The sequence below is a fragment of the Saccharothrix sp. NRRL B-16348 genome, assembly GCF_001280085.1.
Taxonomy (GTDB): domain Bacteria; phylum Actinomycetota; class Actinomycetes; order Mycobacteriales; family Pseudonocardiaceae; genus Actinosynnema.
The window spans coordinates 52,558-77,225 of record NZ_LGED01000158.1; the positions used below are offsets into that span (position 1 = coordinate 52,558).

Here is a 24,668-nt window from a genome sequence, read left to right on the forward strand (position 1 = left end):
GATTTGCGAAAGGGCTCGACGTGACCGGACGAATCCTCATCACCGGCGCCGCCGGCATAGTCGGCACGCTCATGCGCACCCGACTGGCCGCGCCGGACCGGACCCTGCGCCTGCTCGACATCGCGCCGCTGCCGGCCGCCGCCGACGGTGAGCGGGTCGAGCTGGTCACGGCCTCGGTGACCGACCAGGCCGCGATGGAGGAGGCGTGCGCGGGCGTCGACGCGGTGATCCACCTCGGTGGGCACAGCCTGGAGCGGCCGTGGGCGGAGATCCTGGACGTCAACATCAACGGCACGCACGTGGTGCTGGAGGCGGCGCGGCGGGCCGGGGTGTCCCGGGTGGTGCTGGCCAGCTCCAACCACGCCGTCGGGTACTACGAGCGTTCCGCCGGCGAGGCGGGCGACTACCTGTTCCCGCAGCCGGACACGTACTACGGCGTGAGCAAGGTGGCGTTGGAGGCGTTGGGCAGCCTGTACGCGTCGCGGTACGGGATGGACGTGATCGCGGTCCGGATCGGGTCGTGCTTCGAGAAGCCGCGTGACGCGCGGATGTTGTCGACGTGGCTGTCGCCGGACGACGGGGCGCGACTGTTCGAGGCGTGCCTGTCGGCGCCGTCGCCCGGGTTCCGGGTGGTGTGGGGCGTCTCGGACAACACGCGGCGGTGGTTCTCGCTGGGCGAGGCGGAGGCGTTGGGCTACAAGTCCGCCGACAACTCCGAGGTCTACGCGGAGGAAGTGCTGGCCGCGGGCTCGCCGGATCCCGACTCCCCGGCCCTGACGTACCTGGGCGGCGTGTGGTGCACGCCCGAGTTCGACACCGCGGTGAAGGAGGCCGGTCGATGAGCGGCGGTTCGGTGCAGGGGTACAACCCGCGGACCGGTGAGCCGGTGGGCGAGGCCGTGCCGGAGACGTCGGACGTCTCGGTGGACGAGCTGGCGCGTGCCGGTGAGGCGGCGTTCCCGGCCTGGTCGTCGTTGCCGGCCGTGGAGCGGGCTTCGGTGCTGGACGCCGTGGCGGACGCTCTCGACGCGGCTTCCGCCGAGCTGGTGGAGTTGGCGGAGGCCGAGACGGCGCTGGGCGTGCCGCGGTTGACCACGGAGCTGAAGCGGACGACGAACCAGCTGCGGCTGTTCGGCGACGTGCTGCGCGAGGGCAGCTACGTGGAGGCGACGCTGGACTCGGCGAACCCGGGCATCATCCCGCCGCGGCCCGTGCTGCGGCGCATGCTCCGTCCACTGGGGACGGTGGGCGTCTTCGCCGCGTCGAACTTCCCGTTCGCGTTCTCGGTGGCGGGCGGCGACACGGCGTCCGCGCTGGCCGCGGGCTGCCCGGTGATCGTGAAGGCGCACCCGTCGCACCCCGGCACGTCGCGGGAGACGGCGCGGATCGTGGCCTCCGTCGTGCCGGCGGGCGTGTTCGGGATCGTGCACGGGCAGCAGGCCGGCGTGACGCTGGTCAAGCACCCCGCGATCAAGGCGGTCGGCTTCACCGGCTCCACCGCGGGCGGTCGCGCGCTGTTCGACCTGGCCGCCGCCCGCCCCGACCCGATCCCGTTCTACGGCGAGCTGGGCAGCGTCAACCCGACCGTGGTCCTGCCCGACGCCGCCGCCGCGCGCCCCGAGGGCTTCGCGGCCGAGTTCGTCGGCTCGCTGACCCTCGGCGTCGGCCAGTTCTGCACCAACCCCGGCCTGCTCTTCGCCCCGGCCTCCCTCGTCCCGGCCTTGGCGGACGCCGTCACGACCACCGCGGGCGGCCCGATGCTGAACGAGCGCATGCGCGACTCGTACCGCTCCGGCACCGACGACCTGGCCTCCTCCGGCCTGGCCGACCTGGTCGCCGAGGGCAGCGCACCCGCCGAAGGCTGGAGCGTCGAACCGCGCCTCTTCCAGGTGCCGCTGGCGACGTTCGCGGACAACCTCGACAAGCTGACCGAGGAGCACTTCGGCCCGGCGGCGGTCGTGGTGACCTACGACGACCCGGCCGAACTGGAGTCCGTCCTCCCCCGGCTGCCCGGCACCCTCACCGGCACCGTGCACGCCGCCGAGTCCGAGCACGAGCACGCGGGACGCGTCGCCGAGGCCCTGCGGCCGGTCGTGGGTCGGCTGATCTTCAACGGCTGGCCGACCGGTGTCGCCGTGGCCTGGGGCATGCACCACGGCGGCCCGTGGCCGGCCACCACCAGCCCGCTCCACACGTCCGTCGGGGCCACCTCGATCCGGCGGTGGGTGGCACCGGTGACCTACCAGTCCTGGCCCGACGCCCTGCTGCCGGCCGAGCTGCGTGAAGGCAACCCGTTGGGCATCCCGCGCCGGGTGGACGGGGTGCTCGGAGTCCACTGAGGCTCACTGGCTTCGAGCGCTTCGAGCGCTTCGAGCGCTTCGAGCGCTTCGAGCGCTTCGAGCGCTTCGAGCGCTTCGAGCTTCGGGCCGGCTCAGCTCTGCTGAGCCGGCCCGTTCGCGCTGTTCAGGCGTGTGTGATCACGGCGCGGGGAGCGGTTCGGCGAGGAAGCCCACCACCGCGTCCACGACCGCACGGGAGTCGCCGACGTGCAGGAAGTGGCTCCGGCCCTCCAACGCGACGAACCTGGTCCCTCGCTTGTTCGGCCGCGTCGATGAGGCGCTGGGCCTGTGCCAGATCCGTCGCCACGTCGAGCACGTAGCCGGAGCTTCGCGCTTCGATCGCGCCGGGCCCTCCCGGCACCCGCCGCAACGCCGACATGTGGGTCTGCACCGTGTCCGCCGGCGGCCGATCACCCCACACCACGTCGGTGAGCCGATCGGCGCTCACCACCTCGCCCGCCGCAACGCGAGCACCGCGAGCGTGGGTGGGACTCCGGGTGGGGGGCTCGGGGTTGGGCTCGGGTTCGAGTGGGCGGTCGGACGGGGGGTTGGTCGGGCCTCCTCTTCGTTTCAACCGACGTTTCAAGGTTGTGATAACGGCGTTTCCTTTGATCCGTATTCTGAGATTCACTCGTTAGTGGATCCAGTGATCAGCGGACGGCCTGGTCAGCGACGGGGTGGTCGACCGAGGCCGGTCGGAAGTTGGCTGGTCGCGTGCCGAGCCGGGTCTCCTGGGGTGATCCGGCTCGGCGCGTGCGGTGAACTCGGTGAAGGCGTCCGCGGTCGGTGGGTGGGTGTTCAGGGATCTCGCCTCGCGGAAGTGGCGTTCCACGGTGGTTCGAGTGGGTGCAGGTGTGTCGGCGGACGCCTTCAGGGCCAGGTCGGTGACGGTGGCCAGGGCTTCGGCGGCGTGCACGGCCAGCTGGCAGAGCTTGCGTCTCGCCCGGTCAGGTTCCCAGTCCACGGCGGCGACGGCGTCGGTATGCAGCACGCGCACGGCGTCGGCGCGTAGACGCAGGCGGAGCAGGTCGGCGGTTGCCAGGTACTGCGCAACGGCGTCGATGGCACCGGACATGATGCCCAACGCCACCGACGCGCCCAGCACGACGTACCAGGGCAGCACGTGGTGCACGACGGTGTCGAACGATTGACCGTCGGCACCCAGCAGGCAGTCCACGGGGACGTGGGCCGGATCTGCCCAGACGGTGGTGGAGACTGTGCCGCGCAGGCCGATGCCCGGACGGTCAACGGGCACCAGCAGGCCCGGGGCGTTGGCGGGCACCAGCCACAACGTGGTGGTGCCGTGGGCGGCGAGGGGTGCGCTCGACCAGACGTAACTGTCGGCCTCCCCCGCCGCCACGACACCGCTCTTTCGATCACGCAGGTCCACCACGTCACCACGACGCGAAGCCGTGCCCGCCGGCAGCAGGAAGTGCGACCCCGGCGTGAAGACGGCGACCGTGCTCAGATGCCCGCCGGCCGCGACCGTCGACCGCAACGCCCGATCGCCCAAGCGGTCCAGTGCGGCCACTGCCGCGAAGTGCGAACGCAGGACCACACCCGTGCTGCCGCACGCCGCCGCGACGCGTTCGACGACGTCCGACGCCTCGGCCAGCCCGCACCCACGACCGCCGACCGCACGGGACATCGTCATGCCGAGCAGCCCGCCCAGCGCCGTGACCGACGCCCTGGGGAACGTGCCGTCACGGTCGACGGCCGCGGCGGCGGGTGCGACCACGCCGCGGACGATCCGGTCCAGACCGGCAGCCATGCGAGCCTCCGACCGACGTCAGGTGGGCGGGTACAGGGAGTACGACGGGAAGTTGCCGTAGAGCCGTTCGCCAGGCGGGCCTTCGGTGACGGCGTGCACCAACAACGGGCCGCCGACGAACGCGCCGCGCCACGACGCCCCGCGTCCGCCGAACACCTCGTCACGGTCGCCGCGTGAGCGGGCCTTGTTGTGGCCGAACTTGAACGCGTTCACCTCACCGGCCAGCCGGCGGGCGACCGCCTCGTCATCGCACGACAGCGACGCCACCAGCGCGCCGTTGCTCGCGTTCATCGCGGCCAGCAGTTCGGCTTCCGTGTCGACCAGCACGATCGTGTCCACCGGTCCGAACGGCTCGGCGTGGTGCAGCGGCGAGGACGGCGGTGGCGCCAGGATGGCGACCGGCGCGAAGTACGCCGACGTCTGCTGGTCGGGCAGGAACCGCCCGGTGTCCAGCGAACCCCGGTGCAGCGGCACGCCGCCCTTGGCGATCGCCTCGTCCACCACGTCGGCCAGTTCCTTGGCCTTGGCGTCGGTGATCAGCGGACCGAAGTCGAGGTCCGGCAGGTCGTCGTCCGGTGAGGTGACGGCCAGCGGGTGGCCGAACGTGATCTCGCGGACGGCTTCCAGGTACACCGCGAGGAACGAGTCGAACAACGACCGCTGCACGACGTACCGCGGGTAGGCGGTGCAGCGCTGCTTGGCGTAGTCGAACGACTTGCGCAGCTGCGGCCGCAGCGCTGCCCAGTCGCTGAACTCCCAGACGCCCCAGCAGTTCAGCCCTTCCTGTTCCAGGACGTGCCGCTTGGTGGCGTCGAGCCCGGTGACGATCTCGCCGCCGACGCCGCGCCCGCCGACGAACGACAGGCAGCCGATGTCCGGCGAGCCGACGAGCACCGGCGACAGATCGCGCCCGCCGCCGCTGACCAGGGTGAGCGGCAGGCCGTGCCGCACGGCGAGGGCGCACGCCAGGGTCAGGCAGCTGACGCCGCCGTCGGTGGGCGCTTTCGCGATGACCGCGTTGCCCGCCAACGCCTGCACGAGCATCGCGTGCATCAGCACGCTCATCGGGTAGTTCCAGCTGGCGATGTTGCTGACCGGGCCGTGCAGCGGCGTGCGGCCGTGGAGCATGGGGTCGATCTGCTCGACGTACCACTCGACGCCTTCGACGCACCGGTCGACGTCTGCGGTCGCCAGGCGCCACGGTTTGCCGATCTCCCACACGAGCAGCAACGCGAGCAGGTCGCGGTGGGCGCGCAGGTCGGCCAACGCCGCGAGCGTGCGGGCCTTGCGCTCCTTCAACGGCACAGCGGCCCACGCGCGGTGCCGTTCGACGGCCGCCGCGACGGCGTGCGAAGCCTCCGCGGCGTCGAGGCGGGGTGGTCCGGCGATGGTGGAGCCGTCGACGGGTGACGTGGCCTGGCCGGGCGTGCCGGTGCGCTGCCACCTGCCGTCGACGTGGTTGAGCAGCCGGTCGTGGTGGAACGCCTCGGGCGCGGCCTTGGCGCACCGGTCGTACAGCTCGGGCCACGAAGTGCCCGGCTTGAGCATCGGGGACATGTCGGTCCTCTCAGCTAGCGGCGGTGAGTGCCTTGCGCCCCAACAGGTCGATCGCGGCGTACACGCTGCGCAGGGTGGGCGCGGCGACGCCGGTGAGCCGGGCGATCTCGACGACCGCGCCGATGATCGCGTCGGTCTCCAGCGCTTTGCCCGCTTCGAGGTCCTGGAGCATGGACGTCTTGTGGTGGCCGACGCGGTGGGCGCCGTCGATGCGCTTCTCGATGGAGACGCGGGGGTGGCAGCCGACGGCGCGGGCCACCGCGATGGTTTCGGTCATCATGAGGGCGACGAGCTCGCGGGTGTCGCGGTGCTCGCACATCTCGACCATGGTGGCGCGGGTGAGCGCGCTGAGCGGGTTGAACGCGACGTTGCCCATGAGCTTGACCCAGATGTCGTCGCGCAGGTCGGGTTCGATGGGTGCTTTGAGGCCGCCCGCGACCATGGCCTCGCTGAGTCGCGTGCCGCGCGCGGAGACGGTGCGGTCGGGTTCGCCGAGGGAGAAGCGGGTGCCCTCGACGTGCCGGATGACGCCCGGCGCCTCGATCTCGGTCGAGCAGTAGACGACGCAGCCGATCGCGCGCCGGGTGTCGAGGACGGCGCTGACGGTGCCGCCCGGGTCGACGGCCTCGATGCGGGTGCCTTCGAGGGGGTGGCCGGCGAGCCCGTGGAAGTACCACCAGGGGATGCCGTTCTGCGCGGCGACGACGGCGGTGTCCGGGCCGAGCAGGGGTGTGATGAGCGGGCCGCAGGCGGCGTACTGGTGTGCTTTGAGCCCGAGGAACACGTAGTCGACGTGGCCGATGTCGGCCGGGTCGTCGGTGGCGTGCGGTGCGGCGGTGAAGTCGCCGCGAGGGCTGTGGACCCGGACGCCGTGGCGGCGCATGGCTTCCAGGTGCGCTCCCCGTGCGACGAGGTGCACCTCCGCCCCGGCGCGGTGCAGTGCCGCGCCGACGTACGCGCCGATGGCTCCGGCTCCGAGAACTGCGACTTTCATGACGTCCCTCGCCTTCGCAATGATTGCATACAGTATGTTGTATGAACTACGCGAGCGATAGCCCCACCGGCGGCCGACGTGCGACGCCGGGAGGGCGCCACTCGGACGAGTGATCTCAAATTGCTTTTTGCATACGAAAATCTGTATGCTGAAGATCGGGCATTCCCGACACCTGCCCGAGGAGGCGACCGTGAGCCAGCCCAACGCGCCGCTGATCGGCGCGGGGAACACCCGTCGCGCGGCCCGCGAGTCGCTGAGCGGCGCCGCTTCCCGCAAGGTCGAGCGGCCCGCCCCGTTGCGCCAGGCCGTCTACGAGGCCCTGCTCGACCTGATCGTCAACCGTACCCTCAAGCCCGGGCAGCACCTCGTCGAGATCGAGCTGGCCGAGCACCTCGGCGTGAGCCGTCAGCCGGTGCGCGAGGCGCTGCAACGCCTGCAGACCGAGGGCTGGGTCGACCTGCGACCGGCACAGGGCGCGTTCGTGCACACGCCGACCGACGAAGAGGCCGACCAGCTCCTGTCCGTCCGCAACGTCCTGGAGACCCACTCCGCGAAGCTCGCCGCCGAGCACGCCACGGCCGAGGACGTCGCCGAGCTCAAGGCGCTGCAACGCGAGGGCGTCGAGGCGCTGAAGCAGAAGGACGTGGAACGCGTGGTCGCGGCCAACGCCGCCCTGCACGCGCGCATCACCCGGCTGTCCGGCAACGCCGTGCTGGCGGAGATGATCGCCACGGTCGACCGCCGGGTCCGCTGGTACTACGCACCGTTGGCGCTGACCCGCGGCAAGGACGCGTGGAACGAGCACGCCGAGCTGATCAAGGCGATCGCCGACCACGACCCCGAGGCCGCCGGCCGGGTGATGAACCGGCACACCGAGCGCACCCGGACGGCGTACCAGGCCCACATCGAGGGCAACGAGAGCCGCTGAGCGTGACGGGGCCCACCACACCGGGCCCCTCTTCGGAGCACCGAAGCCCAGTTCAGAACACCTGAATCGAGTACAGGTGACGGCCCTCACGCTACAAGCGTTTTGTATACGATAGCCTGTATTCTGGATGTAGCACCTCCGGCCGGTACCCCTGGTGCAAGTGCGGTCTACTGGATCGTGGAGCCGCCCCCGATGGCGCGGGCAGGCTCCGAGGAACGCTCACACCCGAGAATGAGCAAGGAAGGACTCGAGCCAGATGAGTACACGCATGCCCGGATGGCAGCAACTCAAGCAGGCCCTGACCCGTCCGGCGGGGTTCTCCGCCGACGGCAGGCGCATCGGCCTCGGCCTGGACACCGCGATGGACGCCCAACGCCGGGAGACCGACCACGCCGTCGCGGACATCGAGCAGTACGCGAACGACCGGCGCAGCAAGGGCGAAGAGACCAGCACCATCTCCTGACGGCCGTGGTCAGGCCCGACGAGGGAGCCGGACGACGCCCACAGCAACGCCCGGCTCCCCGGCTCACGACCCGGCGGCGCCCTCCTGCCGCGCGTCCCGCTCGGCCCGCACGTCGGCCTGGCGCGACGCGAGCAGGCTCGCCGCGGTCGTGATCAGCAGCACCACGACGATGACCCCGAGGGACAGCAGGATCGGGATCTCCGGCGCCCAGGTGACGCCGTGGTGGTGCAGTGCTTCGAGGATCAGCTTCACCCCGATGAACGCGAGGATCACCGCGAGACCCTTGCCGAGGTGGACCAGCCGGTCGAGCAGGCCGCCGACCAGGAAGAACAGCTGGCGCAACCCCATCAGCGCGAACGCGTTGGCGGTGAGCACCAGGTAGGGCTCCTTGGTCAGGCCGAAGATCGCCGGGATCGAGTCCACCGCGAACAGCAGGTCCGTGGTGCCGACCGCGACCATCACGATGAGCATCGGCGTGACCACCCGCCGCCCGTCCACGCGGGTGGTCAACGCCGCGCCGTCGTACCGCGGGGAGGTCGGCAGCACGCGGCGCACCGCGCGCAGCGCCGCGTTCTCCTGGAACTCGCCCTCGTCGCCGCCCGGCCCCTCCTTCAGCAGCTTCCAGGCGGTGAAGATCAGGAACGCGCCGAAGACGTAGAACAGCCAGTCGAACCGGGAGATCGCCCCGGCCCCGAGCGCGATGAACACCGCGCGCAGCAGCAGGGCGAGCACAACGCCGACGATCAGGACTTTCTGCCGGTACTCGCGCGGCACCGCGAACCGGCCCATGATCAGCACGAACACGAACAGGTTGTCCACGCTGAGCGAGTACTCGGTGATCCACCCGGCGAAGAACTCGCCGCCGTACCGAGGACCCGCGAACGCGAGGACGCCGAGCCCGAACAGCACGGCCAGCCCGACGTACACCGAGACCGACACCAGCGATTCCCGGAACGACGGGTCGCGCGGGTTGCGCGCCACGAGGTAGAAGTCGAACGCGATCACCGCGGCGATCCCGATCAACGTCGCGATCCAGACCCAGGTGGGGAGAACCATCTGTGCGAGCCCTTCGCTAGCCGGTCACTTCGTCCGTGCCGTCGTCTCCCGGGCGGCACGTCTCCGCCGGGCGCGTGCCGACGACTCCCGCAGCACGCGGGCGTGCGTCACGTAGCGCTCGTACCACTGCTGGGCCAACGCGTTGCGCGCACGCACCTTGTCGAGCCAGTGCGGCGCGATCCGCTCGTGCAGCCACAGGAAGCCGATGGCCCAGCCGAAGCTGACGATGCCCTGGTAGGCGAGGAAACCGAGCACGTCGTCGGGCGGGGTGAACCCGCCGCCGAGGAGGAACCCCGTCGAGGTCTCCGCGACCAGCCTGGCTAGCGGGAAACCCACCAGCCAGTACAGGGCGGCCGGTGCGAACACGCCGAGCCGGAACCGCCCGCCGCCGACGAGCAGGCCGAAGCCGCCGCCGAGCAGTCCGAGCGGCACGGCCATGGCCAGCGCGGTGGCGGCCGCCCACCCGGCGGGGTGGCCGACGAACGCCGACAACGCCCCGGCGATCAGGCCGCCGACCGCGCCGACGACGGCGCCGGGGACCGCCAACTCCAGCCTGTCGCGCATCAGCCCACCACCACGCCGAACCGGAACAGGCTGTAGATCAGCATGCCGAGGTAGAACACCGCGCCGAACCCGATGATCAGGTTGGTGAGCAGCCTGGGTCGGATGGGTTTGGGCAGCATCCGGTTGTTCACCAGCAGCAGGACGACGCAGTACGCGCCCATGGCGAACGTGGACAGGAACGCGAGGATGTCGAGGATCGCGCCGGGTCCGTCGGCGGGCCCGAACAGCAGGATGACGATGCCGAACGCGATGACGCCCCACAGGAACCCGGCGTAGAGGTGGGACATGCGGAACCGCTTCGCGCCGGGCACGAAGTGGTAGGTCATGTCCGCCTGGCCGCGGGAGAACGAGTCGAACAGGCCCAGGGTGGCGTTGAGGCCGATGAGCGCGATGAACCCGAGGAACACCCCGCCCAGCGCCGGTCCGCCCGCCGCGGCGAAGGAGTCGGACATGGCGTTGAGCGCGGCTTCCCGCTCCCCCGCCCGCAGCAGCTCCGTCACGTCGGGGCTGGTGCGGCTGGCGGCCTGCGCCAGCACCGTGAACGACACCGTGACCAGCATCGTGACGCCCCAGAACAGCAGCAGCGCGTCGAACGTGACCCAGCGTCGCCAGCCGCGCCACTTCGCCATCTCGGCGGGGTCGTCGGTGTCGAACATGAACCCGCGCGCGGGCATGGCCTCTTCCTCGCCGGCGTGGCGCAGGCCGCGGATGCGGGGGATGTGTGCGCCCATGCCGGCGCCGCTGTCGCGCAGGTGCAGCGTGTACCACATCTGCTGCATGCCGGACGGCCCGGCGAACGCGATGGAGCCGACGATGATCGGGAACCAGGCCGCGCTGAGCGCTTCGGGCGGCAGGTAGCCGAAGTGGAACATGCCGGTGATGGTGGACACCACGTCGGACCAGGTGCCCACCATCGCGGCCACCACGGCCGTGCCGACCACGAGCAGCCCGATGAGCAGGGACAGCACGTTCTCCAGCAGGTTGTAGATCACCTTGGCCATGCTGAACAGGACGCCGACGAGGATCAGGCCGACGCACGCCGACACGGTCCACGGTATGCCGGTGAGCTCCTCCAGGGCGGCGGCGCCGGCGGAGAGGTGGCCCGGCCAGATGTAGACCAGGATCGCGACCGTGAAGAAGAACCACATGATCGGTTTGAACACGCGGGCCGCGCCGAAGAAGATGCTCTCACCGGTCGCCATCGCGTAGCGGGCCATCTCCAGCATGACCACGGCCTGCAGCGTCACGCCGATGAGGAACAGCCAGCGGATCTCCGGGCCGAACAGCAGCACCAGCCGCGGCCACATGTAGGACTCGCCCATGCCGACGCCGAGCGCGACGAGGAACACCGTCGGGCCGAGGATGTGGATGGAGGGCGGGGCGTCGGGCAGTTTCCTGATGGGCATCGCTTCCAGCCGCCCCGCCCGCCACACGCGTTCCTCCGGCGGAGGTGCGGTGACGTCCGCGCCCGACCGCGGCTCGGCGGGTGAGTTGGGTGTATCCACAACGGACCTCCCGGTGAGTGACAGGCTTCTAAAGGCGGGGCTCCCCCTTCACAGCAGCCCGGCGGAGCGGGCCCAGCGGTACTTGGCGCCGAGCACGGTGACCGGCTTCTCCGTGGTGTACGGGTAGGCGACGATGCCGTGCCGGTACAGGTGTTCACTGGCTTCTTCGACTTCCACGTCGCCGGAGAGAGAGGCGACGACGGGCTTGTGGATCCCCTGGTCCCGGTAGTGCCGGACGACCTCGACCACGAGCTCGGCGAACACCATCGGCGGCGTGACGATGGTGTGCCAGTAGCCGAGGATCAGGGCGTGCACGCGCTCGTCCTCCAGGCCGAGCGCGATGGTGTCGCGGTAGGTGGAGGGCGGTTCGCCGCCGGTGATGTCGACGGGGTTGCCCGCCGCGCCGAACGGCGGGATGAACTCGCGGAACGCCGCGTCCAGGTCGGCCGGGATCTCCATGAGGGACAGTCCGTTGTCGACGCACGCGTCGGACAGCAGCACGCCGGAGCCGCCCGCGCCGGTGATGATGACGACGTTCTCGCCCTTGGGCGTGGGCAGCAGGGGCACGCCGCGCGCGTACTCCAGCATGTCGTTGAGCCCGGGCGCCCGGATGACGCCGCTCTGCCGCAGGATGTCGTCGTAGACCTTGTCGTTGCCGGCCAGTGCGCCGGTGTGCGAACTGGCGGCTTTCGCGCCCTGGGCGGTGCGGCCCGCTTTGAGGACCACGACGGGTTTCTTCGCCGACACCCGCTTGGCGGTCTCGGCGAACGCCCGGCCGTCCTTGAGGTCTTCCAGGTGCATGGCGATGAGTTGGGTGTTGTCGTCCTGCTCGAAGAACGTGAGCAGGTCGTCCTCGTCGATGTCCGCCTTGTTGCCGACACCGACGATGGAGGACACGCCCATCCGGGCGGAGCGGCTGAACCCGAGGATCGCCATGCCGATGCCCCCGCTCTGCGAGGACAGGGCGACCCCGCCCTTCACGTCGTACGGGGTGCAAAACGTAGCTGAAAGGTTTTCAGGTGTGTAGTAGTAGCCGTAGATGTTCGGGCCGAGGATGCGCACGCCGTGCTTGCGCGCGATGGTCACGACCTCGTCCTGCAGCTCGTGGTTGCCGGTCTCGCCGAAGCCGGACGGGATGAGGATCGCGCCGGCCACGCCCTTCGCACCGACCTCTTCGAGCGCGGCGGGCACGAACTTCGCCGGGATCGCGAACACCGCCACGTCCACGTCGCCGGGCACGTCGGCGATGCTCCGGTACGCCTTGCGGTCGAGGATTTCGTCCGCTTTGGGATTGATCGGGTAGATCTCGCCCCGGTAGCCGCCGTCGACCAGGTTGCGCATCACCGAGTTGCCGATCTTGCCGGTCTCGTTGGACGCCCCGATCACCGCGACCGCGGCCGGTTTCATGATCCGGTTCATCGACGCCAGGATGGCCTCCTGGGTGAACCGGAACGGCTCGCGCGCCGCGTCGGGGTCGACCAGGATCCGCACGTCCACGGCGGTGGCGCCGTCCGGTGTGGCCAGCACCGGGTTGAGGTCCACCTCGGCCAGTTGCGGGAAGTCCGTGACCAGGTCGCCGACCCGGCGGATCAGGTCGGCGAGCGCGGCGGTGTCGGCGGGCGGCGCGCCGCGCACACCGCGCAGGATCTCGGCCGCGGCGATGCCGTCCACCATGGACCTGGCCTCGGCGGTGGTGGTCGGGGCGAGGCGGAACGTGACGTCCTTGAGCACCTCGACCAGCACGCCGCCCAGGCCGAAGGCGACGATCTTGCCGAACGTCTCGTCCGTGGTCGCGCCGACGATGACCTCGTGGCCGGACGTCATCAGCTGCTGCACCTGCACGCCGACGATGTCCGCGTCGGCGTTGTAAGCGACCGCGTTGGCGATGATCGTGTCGAAGCCCGCGGCCACCTCGTCGGGCGTGGTCAGGCCCACCAGCACGCCGCCGGCCTCGGTCTTGTGCAGGATGTCCGGCGAGACGATCTTGAGCACGACCGGCAGGCCGAGGTCGGCGGCCAGCGCGACCGCGTCGTCCCGCGACGCGGCGAGGCCCTCGGCGGGGGTCGTGATCCCGTAGGCCTCGCACACCAGCCTGCCCTCGGGCGCGGTCAGCGAGTCGCGCCCCTCGGCGGTGACCGCCGCGATGATCCGTTCGACCGCTGCCCGGTCGTAGTCCGGCATGACGTCTCTCCTTGGGGGTTATCGGGAGTTCCTCGCGAGGCTTTGGGAGGGGTTCAGGTGCGCCCGGAAACGTCAGATCGCGCCGATGGCCTTGAGCTTGTCCAGCTGCTCGGGCAGGTAGCCGAGTTCGGCCAGCACCTCGCCGTTGTGCTCGCCGAGGAGTGGCGAGCGCCGGACGTCGACCGGCGAGTCGGACAGCTTCAACGGGCTGCCCACGGTCTTGTAGGCGCCGCGCTCCGGGTGCTCGACCTCGACCACGGCGCCGAGGTCGGCCAACGTCTCGTCCTCGATCAGCTCCCGGGTCGACAGGATCGGGCCGCACGGGATGTCGTGGGAGTTGAGCGCGTCCATGACCTCCCACTTGGTGTGCCGCTCGGTCCACTCCTCGATCAGCGCGAACGCCTTGTCGAGCTTGTCCAGCCGGGCCTCCGGCGTGGCCCACGCCGGGTCGTCGGCCAGCTCCGGCTTGCCGATCAGCTCGGTGATCGGCCTCCAGCCCACCGGCTGGATGATCACGTAGATGTAGTCGTTGGGACCGCCGGGCGCGCAGCGCACCGCCCAGCCCGGCTGCCCGCCGCCCGAGGCGTTGCCCGAGCGCGGCACCTCGTCGCCGAACGCCTCGTTCGGGTACTCGCCGAGCGGGCCGTGCGCGAGCCGCTGCTGGTCGCGCAGCTTCACCCGGCACAGGTTGAGCACCGCGTCCTGCATGGCGACCTGCACGCGCTGGCCGCGGCCGGTGGACGTGCGCTGGTAGAGGGCCGCGAGGATGCCCGCGACCAGGTGGATGCCGGTGCCCGAGTCGCCGATCTGGGCGCCGGTGGCCAGCGGCGGGCCCTCCTCGAAACCGGTGGTGCTCATCGAGCCGCCCATGGCCTGCGCGATGACCTCGTACGCCTTGAAGTGCGCGTACCGGCCGGCGCCGAAGCCCTTGATCGACGCGTACACCAGGCCGGGGTTGAGCTCCTGCAGCCGGTCCCAGGTGAACCCGAACCGGTCGACCACGCCGGGGCCGAAGTTCTCCACCAGCACGTCGGCGGTGGTGACGAGCTGGCCGAACACGGCCTTGCCCTCGTCGCTCTTCATGTTCAGCGTGATGCTGCGCTTGTTCGCGTTCAGCATGGTGAAGTACAGGCTGTCCACGCCGGGCAGGTCGCGCAGCTGGCCGCGGGTGATGTCACCCCGGCCCGGCGCCTCGACCTTGATCACGTCGGCGCCCAGCCACGCGAGGATCTGCGTCGCCGACGGTCCGGATTGGACATGCGTCAGGTCCAGGACCCGGACGCCGTCGAGAGCCTTGCCCATGGCACGTCCTCCTTCTGTCTTCGGTCTCGCTGCCGTCTCGCTCTGTCCCGCTGGGATCGAGGAAACTCCTTGCCGTATAACGGGAGCGTTACTTGTACATCGTCTGGTTCATGGTTCCCGGCGCGTACGCGTCCGGGTCCACCCAGACGTTGATCAACGACGGCAGGCCGGACTCGCGGGCGCGTCGGAGGGCGGGCGCGATGTCCTTGGGGTCGCGGACCTCTTCGCCGTGGCCGCCGAGCATCCGGGCGAACTCGTCGTAGCGGACGTCGCCGAGCGTGTTGCCGACCCGTTCGCGCGCCACGCCGTACTTCTGCGCCTGCCCGTACCGGATCTGGTTCATCGACGAGTTGTTGCCGACGATCCCGACGAACGGCAGGTCGTAGCGCACCAGCGTCTCGAAGTCCCAGCCGGTGAGGCTGAACGCGCCGTCGCCGAACAGCGCCACCACTTCCTTGTCCGGCCGGGCCAGCTTCGTGGCCAGCACGAACGGCACGCCGACGCCGAGCGTGCCGAGCGGACCCGGGTCCATCCAGTGCCCAGGGGACTTCGGCTGCACCACCTGGCCGGAGAACGTGACGATGTCGCCGCCGTCGCCGATGTAGATCGAGTCCTCGGTCAGGAACTCGTTGATCTCGTGCACCAGGCGGTACGGGTGGATCGGCGTGGCGTCGGAGCGCAGCTGCGGCAACCGCTTCTCGCGCGCCTTCTCCTCGACGGCCTGGAGTTCCTCCAGCCACGGCTTGCGCGCCACCGCGCCGTTGTCCGCGCGGCCCGACGCGGCCTGGGTGACCGCGCCGAGGACGAGGTTCGCGTCGCCGACGATGCCCAGGTCGATGTCGCGGTTCTTGCCGACCGTGCGGTAGTCGAGGTCGACCTGGACGACGGTGGCCTTGGCGGACAGGCGGCGGCCGTAGCCCATCCGGAAGTCGAACGGGGTGCCGACGATGACGATCACGTCGGCGTTGTCGAACGCGTACCGGCGGGACAGCTGGAAGTGGTGCGGGTCGCCGGGCGGCAGCGTGCCGCGGCCCGCGCCGTTCATGTACGCGGGGATGTTCAGCGCGCGGACCAGCTCGATCGCCGACCCGGTGGCGCGGGTGGTCCAGACTTGGCTGCCGAACAGGATGACCGGCTTCTTCGCGTGCACCAGCAGGTCGGCCAGCCGTTCGACCGACGCCGGGTCGCCCGCGTTGCGGGTCGACGCGCGGTAGCGGCCAGCCTCCGGGATCCGCGCCTGGTCCACGCGCACCGACGCGTCCAGCACGTCGCGCGGGATCTCCAGGAACGACGGGCCCGGCGCGCCGTTGAACGCCTCGCGGAACGCCATCGACACCAGGTCGGCGATGCGCGCCGTGGACGGCACGGTCGCCGCGAACTTCGTGATCGGGGTCATCATGTCGACGTGCGGCAGGTCTTGGAGTGAGCCCATCTTGTGCTGGCTCAGCGCGCCCTGACCGCCGATCAGCAGCATCGGGCTCTCCGCCCGGAAGGCGTTCGCCACGCCGGTGACCGCGTCGGTGGTGCCCGGACCCGCGGTCACCACGGCGCAGCCCGGCTTGCCCGTGACGCGGGCGTAGGCGTCCGCGGCGTGCGCGGCCACCTGCTCGTGCCGCACGTCGATCACCGCGATGCCCTCGTCCACGCAACCGTCGTAGATGTCGATGATGTGGCCGCCGCACAGGGTGAAGATCGTGTCGATGCCCTCGGCCTTGAGTGCCTTGGCCACCAGGTGCCCGCCGGAGATCAGTTCCGGGCCCGTGTCGGCGTCTCCCGCCGGCCCCGCGCTGGTGCCCGTGGCGGCTTCGCTGGTGCCCGTGGCGGCCTCGGTCGCTGTCCGCGCCATGTGCTGGTCAACTCCTTCGATCGCGGTCGGCCCGCCTCTGAGAGGTGGGGTCCCGACCCTGGAACCGGCCCGGTTGTAGATTGCATACCGTATGGGGTAGCCCATATAGTTACGCCTTGTTCGCGTCGATGTCCAGAGCTCGGAACGATCGGGCCTTCAGCGCCCGTCATCGGCGCCCCACCGCGCGGAGAGGACTTTCTGCCGTGGATCTGCACGAACACCAAGCCAGGGACCTGTTCGCGGCGCACGCCGTCCCGGTGCCGCACGGCCTGCTCGCCGTGACACCGGACGAGGCGCACGCCGCGGCGACGTCGATCGGCGGGACCGTCGTGGTGAAGGCGCAGGTGAAGACCGGTGGCCGGGGCAAGGCGGGCGGGGTGAAGCTCGCCCGGACGCCGGCGGAGGCGCGGGAGGTCGCGTCCGACATCCTCGGGCTGGAGATCAAAGGGCACGTGGTGCGCGAGGTGCTGGTGGTCGAGGCCAGTGACATCGCGGAGGAGTATTACTTCTCGTTCCTGCTGGACCGGGCGAACCGGACGTTCCTCGCCATGGCGTCCGTCGAGGGCGGCATGGACATCGAGGAGGTGGCGGCCACGCGGCCGGGCGCGTTGGCGCGGGTGCCGGTGACGCACGTGGACCTGGCCGTCGCGCACGAGATCGTGACGGCGGCCAAGTTCCCGCCGGAGGTGGCGGACGGTGTCGCCGATGTGGTCGTGCGGCTGTGGGAGGCGTTCGTCGCGGAGGACGCGACGCTGGTCGAGGTGAACCCGTTGGTGCGGACGCGGTCCGGTGAGGTCGTCGCGGTGGACGGGAAGGTCACGCTGGACGCGAACGCGGCGTTCCGGCACCCGGCGCACGCGGAGCTGGCGGACGTGGCGGCGGAAGACCCGCTGGAGGCGGCGGCACGGGCGCGTGGCCTCAACTACGTGAAGCTGGACGGCCAGGTAGGCGTGATCGGGAATGGAGCCGGGCTGGTGATGTCCACTTTGGACGTGGTCGCTTATGCGGGTGAGCGGCACGGCGGCGTGCGGCCGGCGAACTTCCTGGACATCGGAGGAGGCGCGTCCGCGCAGGTCATGGCGGACGGACTGGACATCATCCTCAACGACCCGGACGTGCGGTCGGTGTTCGTCAACGTCTTCGGCGGCATCACGGCGTGCGACGCGGTCGCGGACGGGATCGTGGCGGCGCTCGGGATGCTCGGCGACGCGGCCACCAAGCCGTTGGTGGTGCGGTTGGACGGCAACAACGTGGAGGAGGGCAGGCGGATCCTCGCCGAGGCCGCGCACCCGTTGGTGACCGTGGTGGACACGATGGACAACGCGGCCGACAAGGCCGCCGAACTCGCCGCGGTGGGGGTGTGAGATGGCCGTCTTCATCACGTCGGGAGGTCGCGTGATCGTCCAGGGCATGACCGGGGCGGAGGGCGCGAAGCACACCAAGCGGATGCTGAAGGCGGGCACCCGGATCGTCGGCGGGGTGAACCCGCGCAAGGCGGGCGAGGTCGTCGACTTCGACGGTCACGTGCTGCCGGTGTTCGGCGGTGTGGCGGAGGCGATGGCCGCCACGGGCGCGGACGTGACGGTGGTGTTCGTGCCGCCGGCGTTCACCAAGGACGCGGTGATCGAGGCGGTCGACGCCGGGATCGGGTTGGCGGTCGTGATCACGGAAGGCGTGCCGGTGCACGACGCGGCGGCGTTCTGGGCGCACGCGGTCGCGGCGGGTGGTCGGACGCGGATCATCGGGCCGAACTGCCCGGGCGTGGTGAGCCCGGGTAAGTCGAACGCCGGGATCATTCCCGACGACATCTGTGGGCCAGGGCCGATCGGGTTGGTGTCGAAGTCGGGGACGTTGACGTACCAGTTGATGTACGAGCTGCGGGATGTCGGGTTCACGACGGCGGTGGGGATCGGGGGCGATCCCGTGATCGGGACTACGCACATCGATGCGTTGGCGGCGTTCGAGGAGGATCCGGAGACGTCGGCGATCGTGATGATCGGTGAGATCGGTGGGGACGCGGAGGAACGTGCGGCCGAGTACATCCGCTCGTGGGTGAGCAAGCCCGTTGTGGCGTACGTGGCCGGGTTCACCGCTCCGGAGGGACGGACGATGGGGCACGCGGGGGCGATCGTGTCCGGGTCGGCTGGGACGGCTCAGGCGAAGAAGGAAGCGTTGGAGGCGGCTGGGGTTCGGGTCGGGAAGACGCCCAGTGAGACGGCGCGGTTGTTGCGGGAGTTGTTGGGATGAGATCAGGTGAGGGAGAGATCAAAGATCAAAAGCGTCCTCGCCGGACGGGCAGATCAGCAGGATGACGCCAACTGCCAGGTCAAGCGCCGGGTCCGTTGTTGGTCCGGGTTTCGTGTCATCCCACCGACCTCCCTACGGGCTACCACCCGCGTCAAGGGGGCGCGCGACATCAGTGCAAGCCGCGGGCAGAGGTGAACCCGCGCCCCCTTGACACGCGCGGTAGGGCGGAGCCAGGTCGGCGGGATGACACGAAGCCCTCCCTTTGGGAGAAGGGCGGTGGTGGAGGGGTCCCGTCAGGAACCACGGAACCGAGGTGCCGCGCGCTACGTCGTTGTGGGTGGGTTTCAGCCGACAGGACGGGGCAGGCGAGGGTGACCGATACCTACCGCATCTCGATCGACGACAGGTCGGGCGCGACGCTGCGTGGACGGGTGCACATCATCAACCCCGATGCCGAGGAGGTGCCGCCCGGGCGTGACTTCGCCCTGCGGATGATCGTCGAGGTCTGGCACCGCATCCGGCACGGGTACTTCTTCACGTCCGGCGAGGGGAACCTGCCCGACGACCGGTTGCACGTCCACCTCGACGAGTTGGAGAGCGTCGTGGAGGATCCGGAGCTCAAGTCGTCGTTCGAGCTGCTCATGGGGTTGGACCACGGCACGGCGGTCTACCTGTCCGACGAGCAGGTGGCCGAGATCCGGGCGGTCCACGAGATCCGCGACCACGAGGAGAAGCGGGCGGCCAGGCAGGTGTTGATGGAGAGGTACGGCGTCAGGTCGCTCTCCGTCGGGAACGACGGCAGCCCGTACGTGCGGACGGAGCGTGACGCCCACGCGTTCTACGAACGGGCGTGTGAGGTCGTCACCGAGTACCGCCTCGGCGACGTGCGGAACTGGCCGCCGCCGTGGGACTTCGGTGACGAGGACGACGAGGACTACGACGAGGACGAGTACGCGGACAAGTTGGCGGCGATGACGCTGGAGGACTACCCGTACGTCGAGTTCGCGATCACCGTGAACGACGCTCGCCAGGTCGCGCACATGGGCGGCGGCATCCACTTCGCCACCGCCATCCACGGCGAGTTCGGCCGGCAGTGATCAGGTCGGTCACCACGACGCGATGAGCGGTTCGTCGTGCGCGTGACGCCTCCATTCCTCGGTCGCGCGGCCGAGGCGGGACGCGGCGGCGACGGCGCGCACGGTCGCGATCTTGCCGTCGCGGACCTCCAGGACACCTACGCCCACCACCTGGTCGTCCAGCACGGCGATCACGGCGGGGCAGCCGTTGACCACGCCGGCGTGCATCGCCAGGGTGCCGCCGACCAGCTTCCGCTTCGCCGGGGACGGCTTGAAGCCGGCCCGCAAGGCGGAGGCGACCCGCTCGGGGGCCGTGTACCGCAGCAGCTTCTCGGTCAGCCCGGCGCCGTCGGAGATCGCGGTCGCGTCGTCGGTCAGCAACGCCACCAGGCGTTCGGTCCGGCCCGAGGACGCGGCGGCGATGAACGCCTCCACGATCCGGCGGGCGGTGGCGCGGTCGACCTCGCCGGAGTTGCGGCCGGCGGCGACGTGCCGACGGGCGCGGTGGGCGTGCTGCTGGCTCGCGGACTCGGTGATGTCGAGGATCTCGGCGATCTCGGCGTGGCTGTAGGAGAAGGCCTCGCGCAGGACGTAGACGGCGCGCTCGACCGGTGGCAGGCGCTCCATGAGCATCAGCACCGCCAGCGTCACCGATTCGCGCTGCTCGAAGGTGTCGGCCGGGCCCAGCATCGGGTCGCCGTCGAGCAGGGGTTCGGGCAGCCAGGCGCCGACCGCGCGTTCACGCCGGGCCTTCGCCGAGCGGAGCCGGTCCAGGGACAGGTTGGTGACCACCTTGGTCAGCCACGCCTCGGGCACCTCGATGTGGTCCCGGTCGGCGGCCTGCCAGCGCAGGAACGCGTCCTGCACCACGTCCTCGGCGTCGGTGGCGGAGCCGAGCAGGCGGTACGCCAACGAGGCCAGCCTGTCCCGGCCGGCCTCGAAACGCGCCACGGTCGCGCTGTCCATGAGCGTCACGCTAGGCGATGACCGCCTCGGTGGAGCGCTGGGGCGCGGTGGCCAGGCGGTGCCTGCGGGTCGGCATCCCGAACGTCGGGTGGCCCATGCCGAAGGCGGCGCCCCGGAGGACGGCGGCCTTGAGGCGCGCGGCCGGGCGTCCGCGCAGAGCCCAGGTCTTCGACCGCGCGTCGCCGCCGACGGCCTGGAAGATCGCGTCCTTGCGGCCGAGGCTGATGTGGTTGCCGACGTAGGCCAGCGTGGTCTTCGGGATCTTGCGGCCGGTCAGGTCACCGACGATCGCGGCCACCGCCTGCTTGGCGGTGTACCCGGCCGAGGCGCAGGACATCGGCAGCGGCCGGCCGTTCTCGCCGATGACGTGGACGCTGTCGCCGACGGCGTAGACGTCCGGGTGCGAGACCGACCGCATCATGCGGTCGACCAGGATCTGGCCGGTGTCCGCGACCCGCAGCCCGCTGGCGGCGGCGATGGGGTGGACGGCGAAACCGGCCGTCCACACGGTGGCGTCGGCGGCGAAGGTGGTGCCGTCGGCGGCGATGGCGCCGGTCGCCTCGACGCGCTCGATCGTGGTGTGCTCGTGGACGGTGATGCCGAACCGGTCGAACGCGCGCAGCAGGTGGCGGCGGGCCTTCGGGCCGAGCCACCCGCCCAGTTCGCCGCTGGTGGCGAGGGTGACGTCGAGTCCGGGTCGGGATTCGGCGATCTCGGTGGCGGCCTCGATCGCGGTCAGGTTGCCGCCGACGACGAGCACCGTCCCGGTCCCGCCCAGGTCGTCGAGGCGTTGCCGCAGGCGCAGCGCCGCAGGCCGGCCAGCGATGGGGAAGGCGTGCTCGGCCACGCCGGGGACGCCGTGGTCGGCGGCGGTGCTGCCGAGCGCGTAGACGAGGGTGTCGTAGTCGAGCCGGTCGGTGCCCTCGCCGTCGGTCACGGTGACCGTCCGCTGTTCGGCGTCGACGGCGGTGACCCGCGCCGGCCGCAGGCGGATGCCGGTGCCCGAGAACAGCTCCGCCAGTGCGTAGCGGCGCAGGTCCTGGCCTGCGGCGAGCTGGTGCAGGCGCATCCGCTCGACGAAGTCGGGTTCGGCGTTGACGACGGTGATCTCGACGTCGTCGGCGTGCAGGCGGCGGGCGAGTTGTCCGGCGGCGTAGCCCCCGGCGTAGCCGGCTCCCAGGACGATGATGCGGTGCTTCATGGTCATGCTCCTGTCGGGTTGGCTCGTCCTCTGAACGGGACAGCGCCTCGATCCCTGACAGGTTGGGGCTGTGTCGTGGGTCACCCTGGCGGGCGTCAGCGTTCGACCAGGCGGTGGCGGCCCGCGTAGACGTTCATCGAGGTGCCGCGCAGGAAGCCGACCAGGGTCATGCCCACCTCCGCGGCCAGGTCGACCGCCAGGGACGACGGCGCGGACACGGCGGCCAGCACCGGGATGCCGGCCATCGCCGCCTTCTGCACCAGCTCGAACGACGCCCGGCCGCTCACCATCAGCACGGTGGAGGTGAGGGGCAGGCCGCGTTCCTTCAGGCCCCAGCCGACGACCTTGTCCACCGCGTTGTGCCGGCCGACGTCCTCCCGCAGGCACAGCAGGTGGCCCTGCGCGTCGAAGAGGCCGGCGGCGTGCAGGCCACCCGTGCGGTCGAAGACGCGCTGGGCGGCGCGCAGTTCGTCCGGCAGCACGGCGAGGGTCTCGGCGTCGACGGTGAGCGGGTCGTCGGCCACCGGCCAGGTGGCGCTGGTGCGGACGGCGTCGAGGCTCGCCTTGCCGCACAAGCCGCAGGACGACGTCATGTAGAAGTTGCGCTCGATCGACGGGTCGGGCGGTGGCACGCCGGCCGCCAGCACGACGTCCAGCACGTTGTACGTGTTGCCGCCGTCAGACGTCGCTCCCGCGCAGTAGCGGATCGAGCTGATCTGCTGGGCGCCGCGGACCACACCCTCGCTGACCAGGAAACCCGCCGCCAGGTCGAAGTCGTCACCCGGCGTGCGCATGGTCACCGACAGCGGTTTCCCGGCGACGCGGATCTCCAGCGGCTCCTCCACGGTGAGGGTGTCCGCGCGGGCGTCGGCCACGCCGTCCACCACGCGCACTACCCGTCGCCTGCTCGTCACTCGTCCCACGGGGACACTCCTCGTCTCGGCACAGCGCGGTGCACTCGGCCAGCAGGCGGCGCAGGGCTTCGTCGCGGTGCTCCCCCGCCCGGTCCGCCACGGTCTTGGCGGCCCGGTGCGCGGCGAGCGCGGGCCACCACCTCGTCCACCGGGCACGGGGTCGGCCCGCCGCCCGGAGGCAGTGCTCGACCAGCGCGTTCGCGCAGCGGGCCTGGGACGTGCCGATCAACGGCACCGCGAAGACCAGCAGCGCACGGCGGCCGTCCGGCGTGCTGAGGTCGTTCACGCAGCGGGCGACGGCGCCCAGCACCGGGTGCACGGTCGCGGGCCGGTCGGTCCACACGTCGTCCGCCAACGTGGACACCAGTTCCAGCAGGCAGCAGCCGTGCGCGGGGGTGACGTGCCGCCCCGGCGCCAACCGGGGCAGCCGGGTCACGACGCCTCACGGGGACGCGGCAGCAGGTGGTGCGGACGTCCCGGCCGGCTGAACCGCCCGCCCAGCGCCGCGCCCGCCACACCGAGCACCGCGGCGGCGAGGAACGGGCCGGGGTAGCCGTGCGACACGACGACCAGGGACGCCAGGCCGACGCCGATGACGCCGCCGAGGGCCTTCGCGCTGTAGATGACGGCGAAGTTCAGCGGCGCGGTGTCCTCGCCGAAGTACTCTCGCACCAGCCCGACCAGCAGCGAGTAGCAGCAGCTCGTGCCCAGACCGGCCACGCCCGCGCCGATCAGCAGGGCGACGGCGTCCTGCCGCTGACCGCCGAACAGCAGTACGAGCTGGGCCAGGCCGCCGGTCGCCATCGCCAGCCGCAGCGTGCGGCGACGGCCGATGGCCTCCGAGATCCGGCCGGCCAGGATCCGTCCCGCGCCCGCCGACGCGGCCAGCACCGCCAGCGCCACCGCCGCGAACACCGTCCCGTCGGCGAACGCCGCCAGGAACACCAGGTCGAACAGCGACACCGCCGCCGCGAACACCACCGTCACGTACATCGGCACGAGGACACCGCTGCGCAGCGCCTCCCCCGGCTTGAAGTGGCGGATGGCGGGCCGGTTGCTGCGGTGCGTGCGGAGTTCCCGGTGGCGCGGGTCGACGTCGGCGGGCCACCAGTTGGGCGGCGGATCGCGCAACGGCAGCCCGCACGCGGTCACGACCACCAGCACCACGAGTGCCGCGACGGACAGGAACACGGCCGCGTTGCCTGCGTCGAACCAGAGCCCAGCGGCCAGCGCGAACGGCACGCCGCCGAGCGCGAACGCGCCGGTGACCAGGGCGATCCGGCCGGTGACCCGGTCGGGGAACCAGCGGATGACGGTGCCGACGCACGTCGCGTAGACCAAACCGGTGCCGACGCCACCGACCAGCGAGTAGCCGAGGTAGACGACGAGCAGGTGGTCGGCGGAGCCGAGGGTGAGCAGACCGATCGCGCTCAGCACGGCGCCGAGCACGACGGCGTTGCGCGGTGGCAGCAGACCACGTTCGCGCAGCCACGCGGCGGGGAACGCGATGCCCGCCTGGAACGCCGTCCAGAGCGCGAACGCCCAGCACAGCTCGACCAGGCTCCACCGCTGCCCCAACGCGGGCACCAGGGCGCCGAACCCGTACTGGGCGGTGCCGGTGACGAGCATGGCGATGCCGCTCAGCCAGGCGATCCGGCTCCGGGGACGGCCCAGCAGCTCGTGGTCCGACTCGCCGATGCGGTAGCGGCGGCCGTAGACGTCGAGGACTTCACGCACCTGCATGAGGACCACCCGCCTT

At 71.0% G+C, this 24,668-nt stretch carries 21 protein-coding genes; 7 read left to right on the top strand and 14 right to left on the bottom strand.

Translation table 11 applies throughout. The features are described from left to right. Positions 1-20 precede the first annotated feature (20 nt). Both ADK67_RS15855 and ADK67_RS15860 read left to right on the top strand, forming a co-directional pair. Positions 21-842, top strand: coding sequence for an NAD-dependent epimerase/dehydratase family protein (locus tag ADK67_RS15855; protein ID WP_082403509.1), 822 nt, complete (start codon positions 21-23; stop codon positions 840-842). Beyond that, entirely contained in the window at positions 839-2,338 is a 1,500-nt protein-coding gene (locus tag ADK67_RS15860; protein WP_053717199.1) for an aldehyde dehydrogenase (NADP(+)), read from the top strand. Before ADK67_RS15855 ends, ADK67_RS15860 begins: the two co-directional genes overlap by 4 nt. 634 nt (positions 2,339-2,972) lie before the next feature. On the opposite strand, the gene ADK67_RS15865 is transcribed toward ADK67_RS15860, so the two are convergent. The 3 genes from ADK67_RS15865 to ADK67_RS15875 are packed head-to-tail and all read right to left on the bottom strand — an operon-like array spanning position 2,973 to position 6,660. Then, positions 2,973-4,109 (bottom strand): acyl-CoA dehydrogenase family protein, encoded by a 1,137-nt coding sequence (locus ADK67_RS15865; protein WP_053717200.1) that lies wholly within the window; start codon positions 4,107-4,109, stop codon positions 2,973-2,975. An 18-nt stretch (positions 4,110-4,127) separates the two neighbouring features. Beyond that, positions 4,128-5,666 carry an aldehyde dehydrogenase family protein gene (locus ADK67_RS15870; RefSeq protein ID WP_053717201.1) on the bottom strand — a complete coding sequence of 513 codons (1,539 nt, stop codon included), beginning with the start codon at positions 5,664-5,666 and terminating at the stop codon, positions 4,128-4,130. A gap of 10 nt (positions 5,667-5,676) precedes the next feature. Beyond that, the gene (locus tag ADK67_RS15875) at positions 5,677-6,660 is read right to left on the bottom strand and encodes a 2-dehydropantoate 2-reductase (RefSeq protein ID WP_053717202.1); all 984 of its coding nucleotides are present in this window, start codon (positions 6,658-6,660) and stop codon (positions 5,677-5,679) included. 190 nt (positions 6,661-6,850) lie between these two features. Here ADK67_RS15875 and ADK67_RS15880 point away from each other — a divergent pair, with 190 nt between their 5' ends. Further along, on the top strand, positions 6,851-7,588 hold the full coding sequence (locus tag ADK67_RS15880; protein ID WP_053717250.1) for a GntR family transcriptional regulator: 738 nt from the start codon (positions 6,851-6,853) through the stop codon (positions 7,586-7,588). Between the two features lie 268 nt (positions 7,589-7,856). Further along, positions 7,857-8,051: a hypothetical protein gene (locus tag ADK67_RS15885; protein WP_053717203.1), complete on the top strand. Its 195-nt coding sequence runs from the start codon at positions 7,857-7,859 to the stop codon at positions 8,049-8,051. 63 nt (positions 8,052-8,114) lie between these two features. On the opposite strand, the gene ADK67_RS15890 is transcribed toward ADK67_RS15885, so the two are convergent. From ADK67_RS15890 to ADK67_RS15915, 6 genes are all read right to left on the bottom strand, one after another. Beyond that, a complete protein-coding gene (locus ADK67_RS15890) occupies positions 8,115-9,107 on the bottom strand; it encodes a TerC family protein (protein ID WP_053717204.1) in 993 nt (330 codons plus the stop codon). A 24-nt stretch (positions 9,108-9,131) separates the two neighbouring features. After that, positions 9,132-9,671, bottom strand: a complete 540-nt coding sequence (locus tag ADK67_RS15895; RefSeq protein WP_053717205.1) for a hypothetical protein — start codon at positions 9,669-9,671, stop codon at positions 9,132-9,134. Next, positions 9,671-11,176, bottom strand: coding sequence for an Nramp family divalent metal transporter (locus ADK67_RS15900; RefSeq protein ID WP_231648208.1), 1,506 nt, complete (start codon positions 11,174-11,176; stop codon positions 9,671-9,673). The genes ADK67_RS15895 and ADK67_RS15900 overlap by 1 nt, the downstream gene beginning before the upstream one ends. Before the next feature lie 48 nt (positions 11,177-11,224). Beyond that, on the bottom strand, positions 11,225-13,357 hold the full coding sequence (locus ADK67_RS15905) for an acetate--CoA ligase family protein (protein WP_053717207.1): 2,133 nt from the start codon (positions 13,355-13,357) through the stop codon (positions 11,225-11,227). 72 nt (positions 13,358-13,429) lie between these two features. Then, a complete protein-coding gene (gene frc, locus ADK67_RS15910; RefSeq protein ID WP_053717208.1) occupies positions 13,430-14,659 on the bottom strand; it encodes a formyl-CoA transferase in 1,230 nt (409 codons plus the stop codon). Between the two features lie 88 nt (positions 14,660-14,747). Then, on the bottom strand, positions 14,748-16,505 hold the full coding sequence (locus ADK67_RS15915; protein WP_082403510.1) for a thiamine pyrophosphate-binding protein: 1,758 nt from the start codon (positions 16,503-16,505) through the stop codon (positions 14,748-14,750). Positions 16,506-16,708: 203 nt separating this feature from the next. Between ADK67_RS15915 and sucC the strand changes: the two genes are divergently transcribed. The 3 genes from sucC to ADK67_RS15930 all read left to right on the top strand — a co-directional run bounded on the left by sucC (position 16,709) and on the right by ADK67_RS15930 (position 19,849). After that, the gene (sucC, locus tag ADK67_RS15920) at positions 16,709-17,869 is read left to right on the top strand and encodes an ADP-forming succinate--CoA ligase subunit beta (protein WP_053717209.1); all 1,161 of its coding nucleotides are present in this window, start codon (positions 16,709-16,711) and stop codon (positions 17,867-17,869) included. Between the two features lies 1 nt (position 17,870). After that, positions 17,871-18,752 (top strand): succinate--CoA ligase subunit alpha, encoded by an 882-nt coding sequence (sucD, locus tag ADK67_RS15925; RefSeq protein ID WP_053717210.1) that lies wholly within the window; start codon positions 17,871-17,873, stop codon positions 18,750-18,752. A 371-nt stretch (positions 18,753-19,123) separates the two neighbouring features. Beyond that, positions 19,124-19,849 (top strand): hypothetical protein, encoded by a 726-nt coding sequence (locus ADK67_RS15930; protein WP_053717211.1) that lies wholly within the window; start codon positions 19,124-19,126, stop codon positions 19,847-19,849. Between the two features lie 9 nt (positions 19,850-19,858). Here the strand turns inward: ADK67_RS15930 and ADK67_RS15935 are convergent, their stop codons facing one another. The 5 genes from ADK67_RS15935 to ADK67_RS15955 form a co-directional block, all read right to left on the bottom strand. Beyond that, positions 19,859-20,794 carry a sigma-70 family RNA polymerase sigma factor gene (locus ADK67_RS15935; RefSeq protein WP_053717252.1) on the bottom strand — a complete coding sequence of 312 codons (936 nt, stop codon included), beginning with the start codon at positions 20,792-20,794 and terminating at the stop codon, positions 19,859-19,861. Between the two features lie 10 nt (positions 20,795-20,804). Then, a complete protein-coding gene (locus tag ADK67_RS15940; protein WP_197289473.1) occupies positions 20,805-21,995 on the bottom strand; it encodes an NAD(P)/FAD-dependent oxidoreductase in 1,191 nt (396 codons plus the stop codon). 95 nt (positions 21,996-22,090) lie between these two features. Beyond that, positions 22,091-22,870: a formate dehydrogenase accessory sulfurtransferase FdhD gene (fdhD, locus tag ADK67_RS15945; protein ID WP_231648209.1), complete on the bottom strand. Its 780-nt coding sequence runs from the start codon at positions 22,868-22,870 to the stop codon at positions 22,091-22,093. After that, positions 22,773-23,345 carry a hypothetical protein gene (locus ADK67_RS53650; protein WP_231648210.1) on the bottom strand — a complete coding sequence of 191 codons (573 nt, stop codon included), beginning with the start codon at positions 23,343-23,345 and terminating at the stop codon, positions 22,773-22,775. Before ADK67_RS53650 ends, fdhD begins: the two co-directional genes overlap by 98 nt. Continuing rightward, positions 23,342-24,652: an MFS transporter gene (locus ADK67_RS15955; RefSeq protein WP_053717215.1), complete on the bottom strand. Its 1,311-nt coding sequence runs from the start codon at positions 24,650-24,652 to the stop codon at positions 23,342-23,344. The genes ADK67_RS53650 and ADK67_RS15955 overlap by 4 nt, the downstream gene beginning before the upstream one ends. Positions 24,653-24,668: the final 16 nt, after the last annotated feature.

Excerpts from the sequence above, each read along its gene's own strand:
- ADK67_RS15860 (WP_053717199.1), top strand. The coding sequence starts at position 839 with ATGAGCGGCGGTTCGGTGCAGGGGTACAACCCGCGGACCGGTGAGCCG.
- ADK67_RS15865 (WP_053717200.1), bottom strand. The coding sequence starts at position 4,109 with ATGGCTGCCGGTCTGGACCGGATCGTCCGCGGCGTGGTCGCACCCGCC.
- ADK67_RS15870 (WP_053717201.1), bottom strand. The coding sequence starts at position 5,666 with ATGTCCCCGATGCTCAAGCCGGGCACTTCGTGGCCCGAGCTGTACGAC.
- ADK67_RS15875 (WP_053717202.1), bottom strand. The coding sequence starts at position 6,660 with ATGAAAGTCGCAGTTCTCGGAGCCGGAGCCATCGGCGCGTACGTCGGC.
- ADK67_RS15885 (WP_053717203.1), top strand. The coding sequence starts at position 7,857 with ATGCCCGGATGGCAGCAACTCAAGCAGGCCCTGACCCGTCCGGCGGGG.
- ADK67_RS15890 (WP_053717204.1), bottom strand. The coding sequence starts at position 9,107 with ATGGTTCTCCCCACCTGGGTCTGGATCGCGACGTTGATCGGGATCGCC.
- ADK67_RS15895 (WP_053717205.1), bottom strand. The coding sequence starts at position 9,671 with ATGCGCGACAGGCTGGAGTTGGCGGTCCCCGGCGCCGTCGTCGGCGCG.
- ADK67_RS15905 (WP_053717207.1), bottom strand. The coding sequence starts at position 13,357 with ATGCCGGACTACGACCGGGCAGCGGTCGAACGGATCATCGCGGCGGTC.
- frc (WP_053717208.1), bottom strand. The coding sequence starts at position 14,659 with ATGGGCAAGGCTCTCGACGGCGTCCGGGTCCTGGACCTGACGCATGTC.
- ADK67_RS15915 (WP_082403510.1), bottom strand. The coding sequence starts at position 16,505 with ATGGCGCGGACAGCGACCGAGGCCGCCACGGGCACCAGCGAAGCCGCC.
- sucD (WP_053717210.1), top strand. The coding sequence starts at position 17,871 with ATGGCCGTCTTCATCACGTCGGGAGGTCGCGTGATCGTCCAGGGCATG.
- ADK67_RS15935 (WP_053717252.1), bottom strand. The coding sequence starts at position 20,794 with ATGGACAGCGCGACCGTGGCGCGTTTCGAGGCCGGCCGGGACAGGCTG.
- ADK67_RS15940 (WP_197289473.1), bottom strand. The coding sequence starts at position 21,995 with ATGAAGCACCGCATCATCGTCCTGGGAGCCGGCTACGCCGGGGGCTAC.
- ADK67_RS15955 (WP_053717215.1), bottom strand. The coding sequence starts at position 24,652 with ATGCAGGTGCGTGAAGTCCTCGACGTCTACGGCCGCCGCTACCGCATC.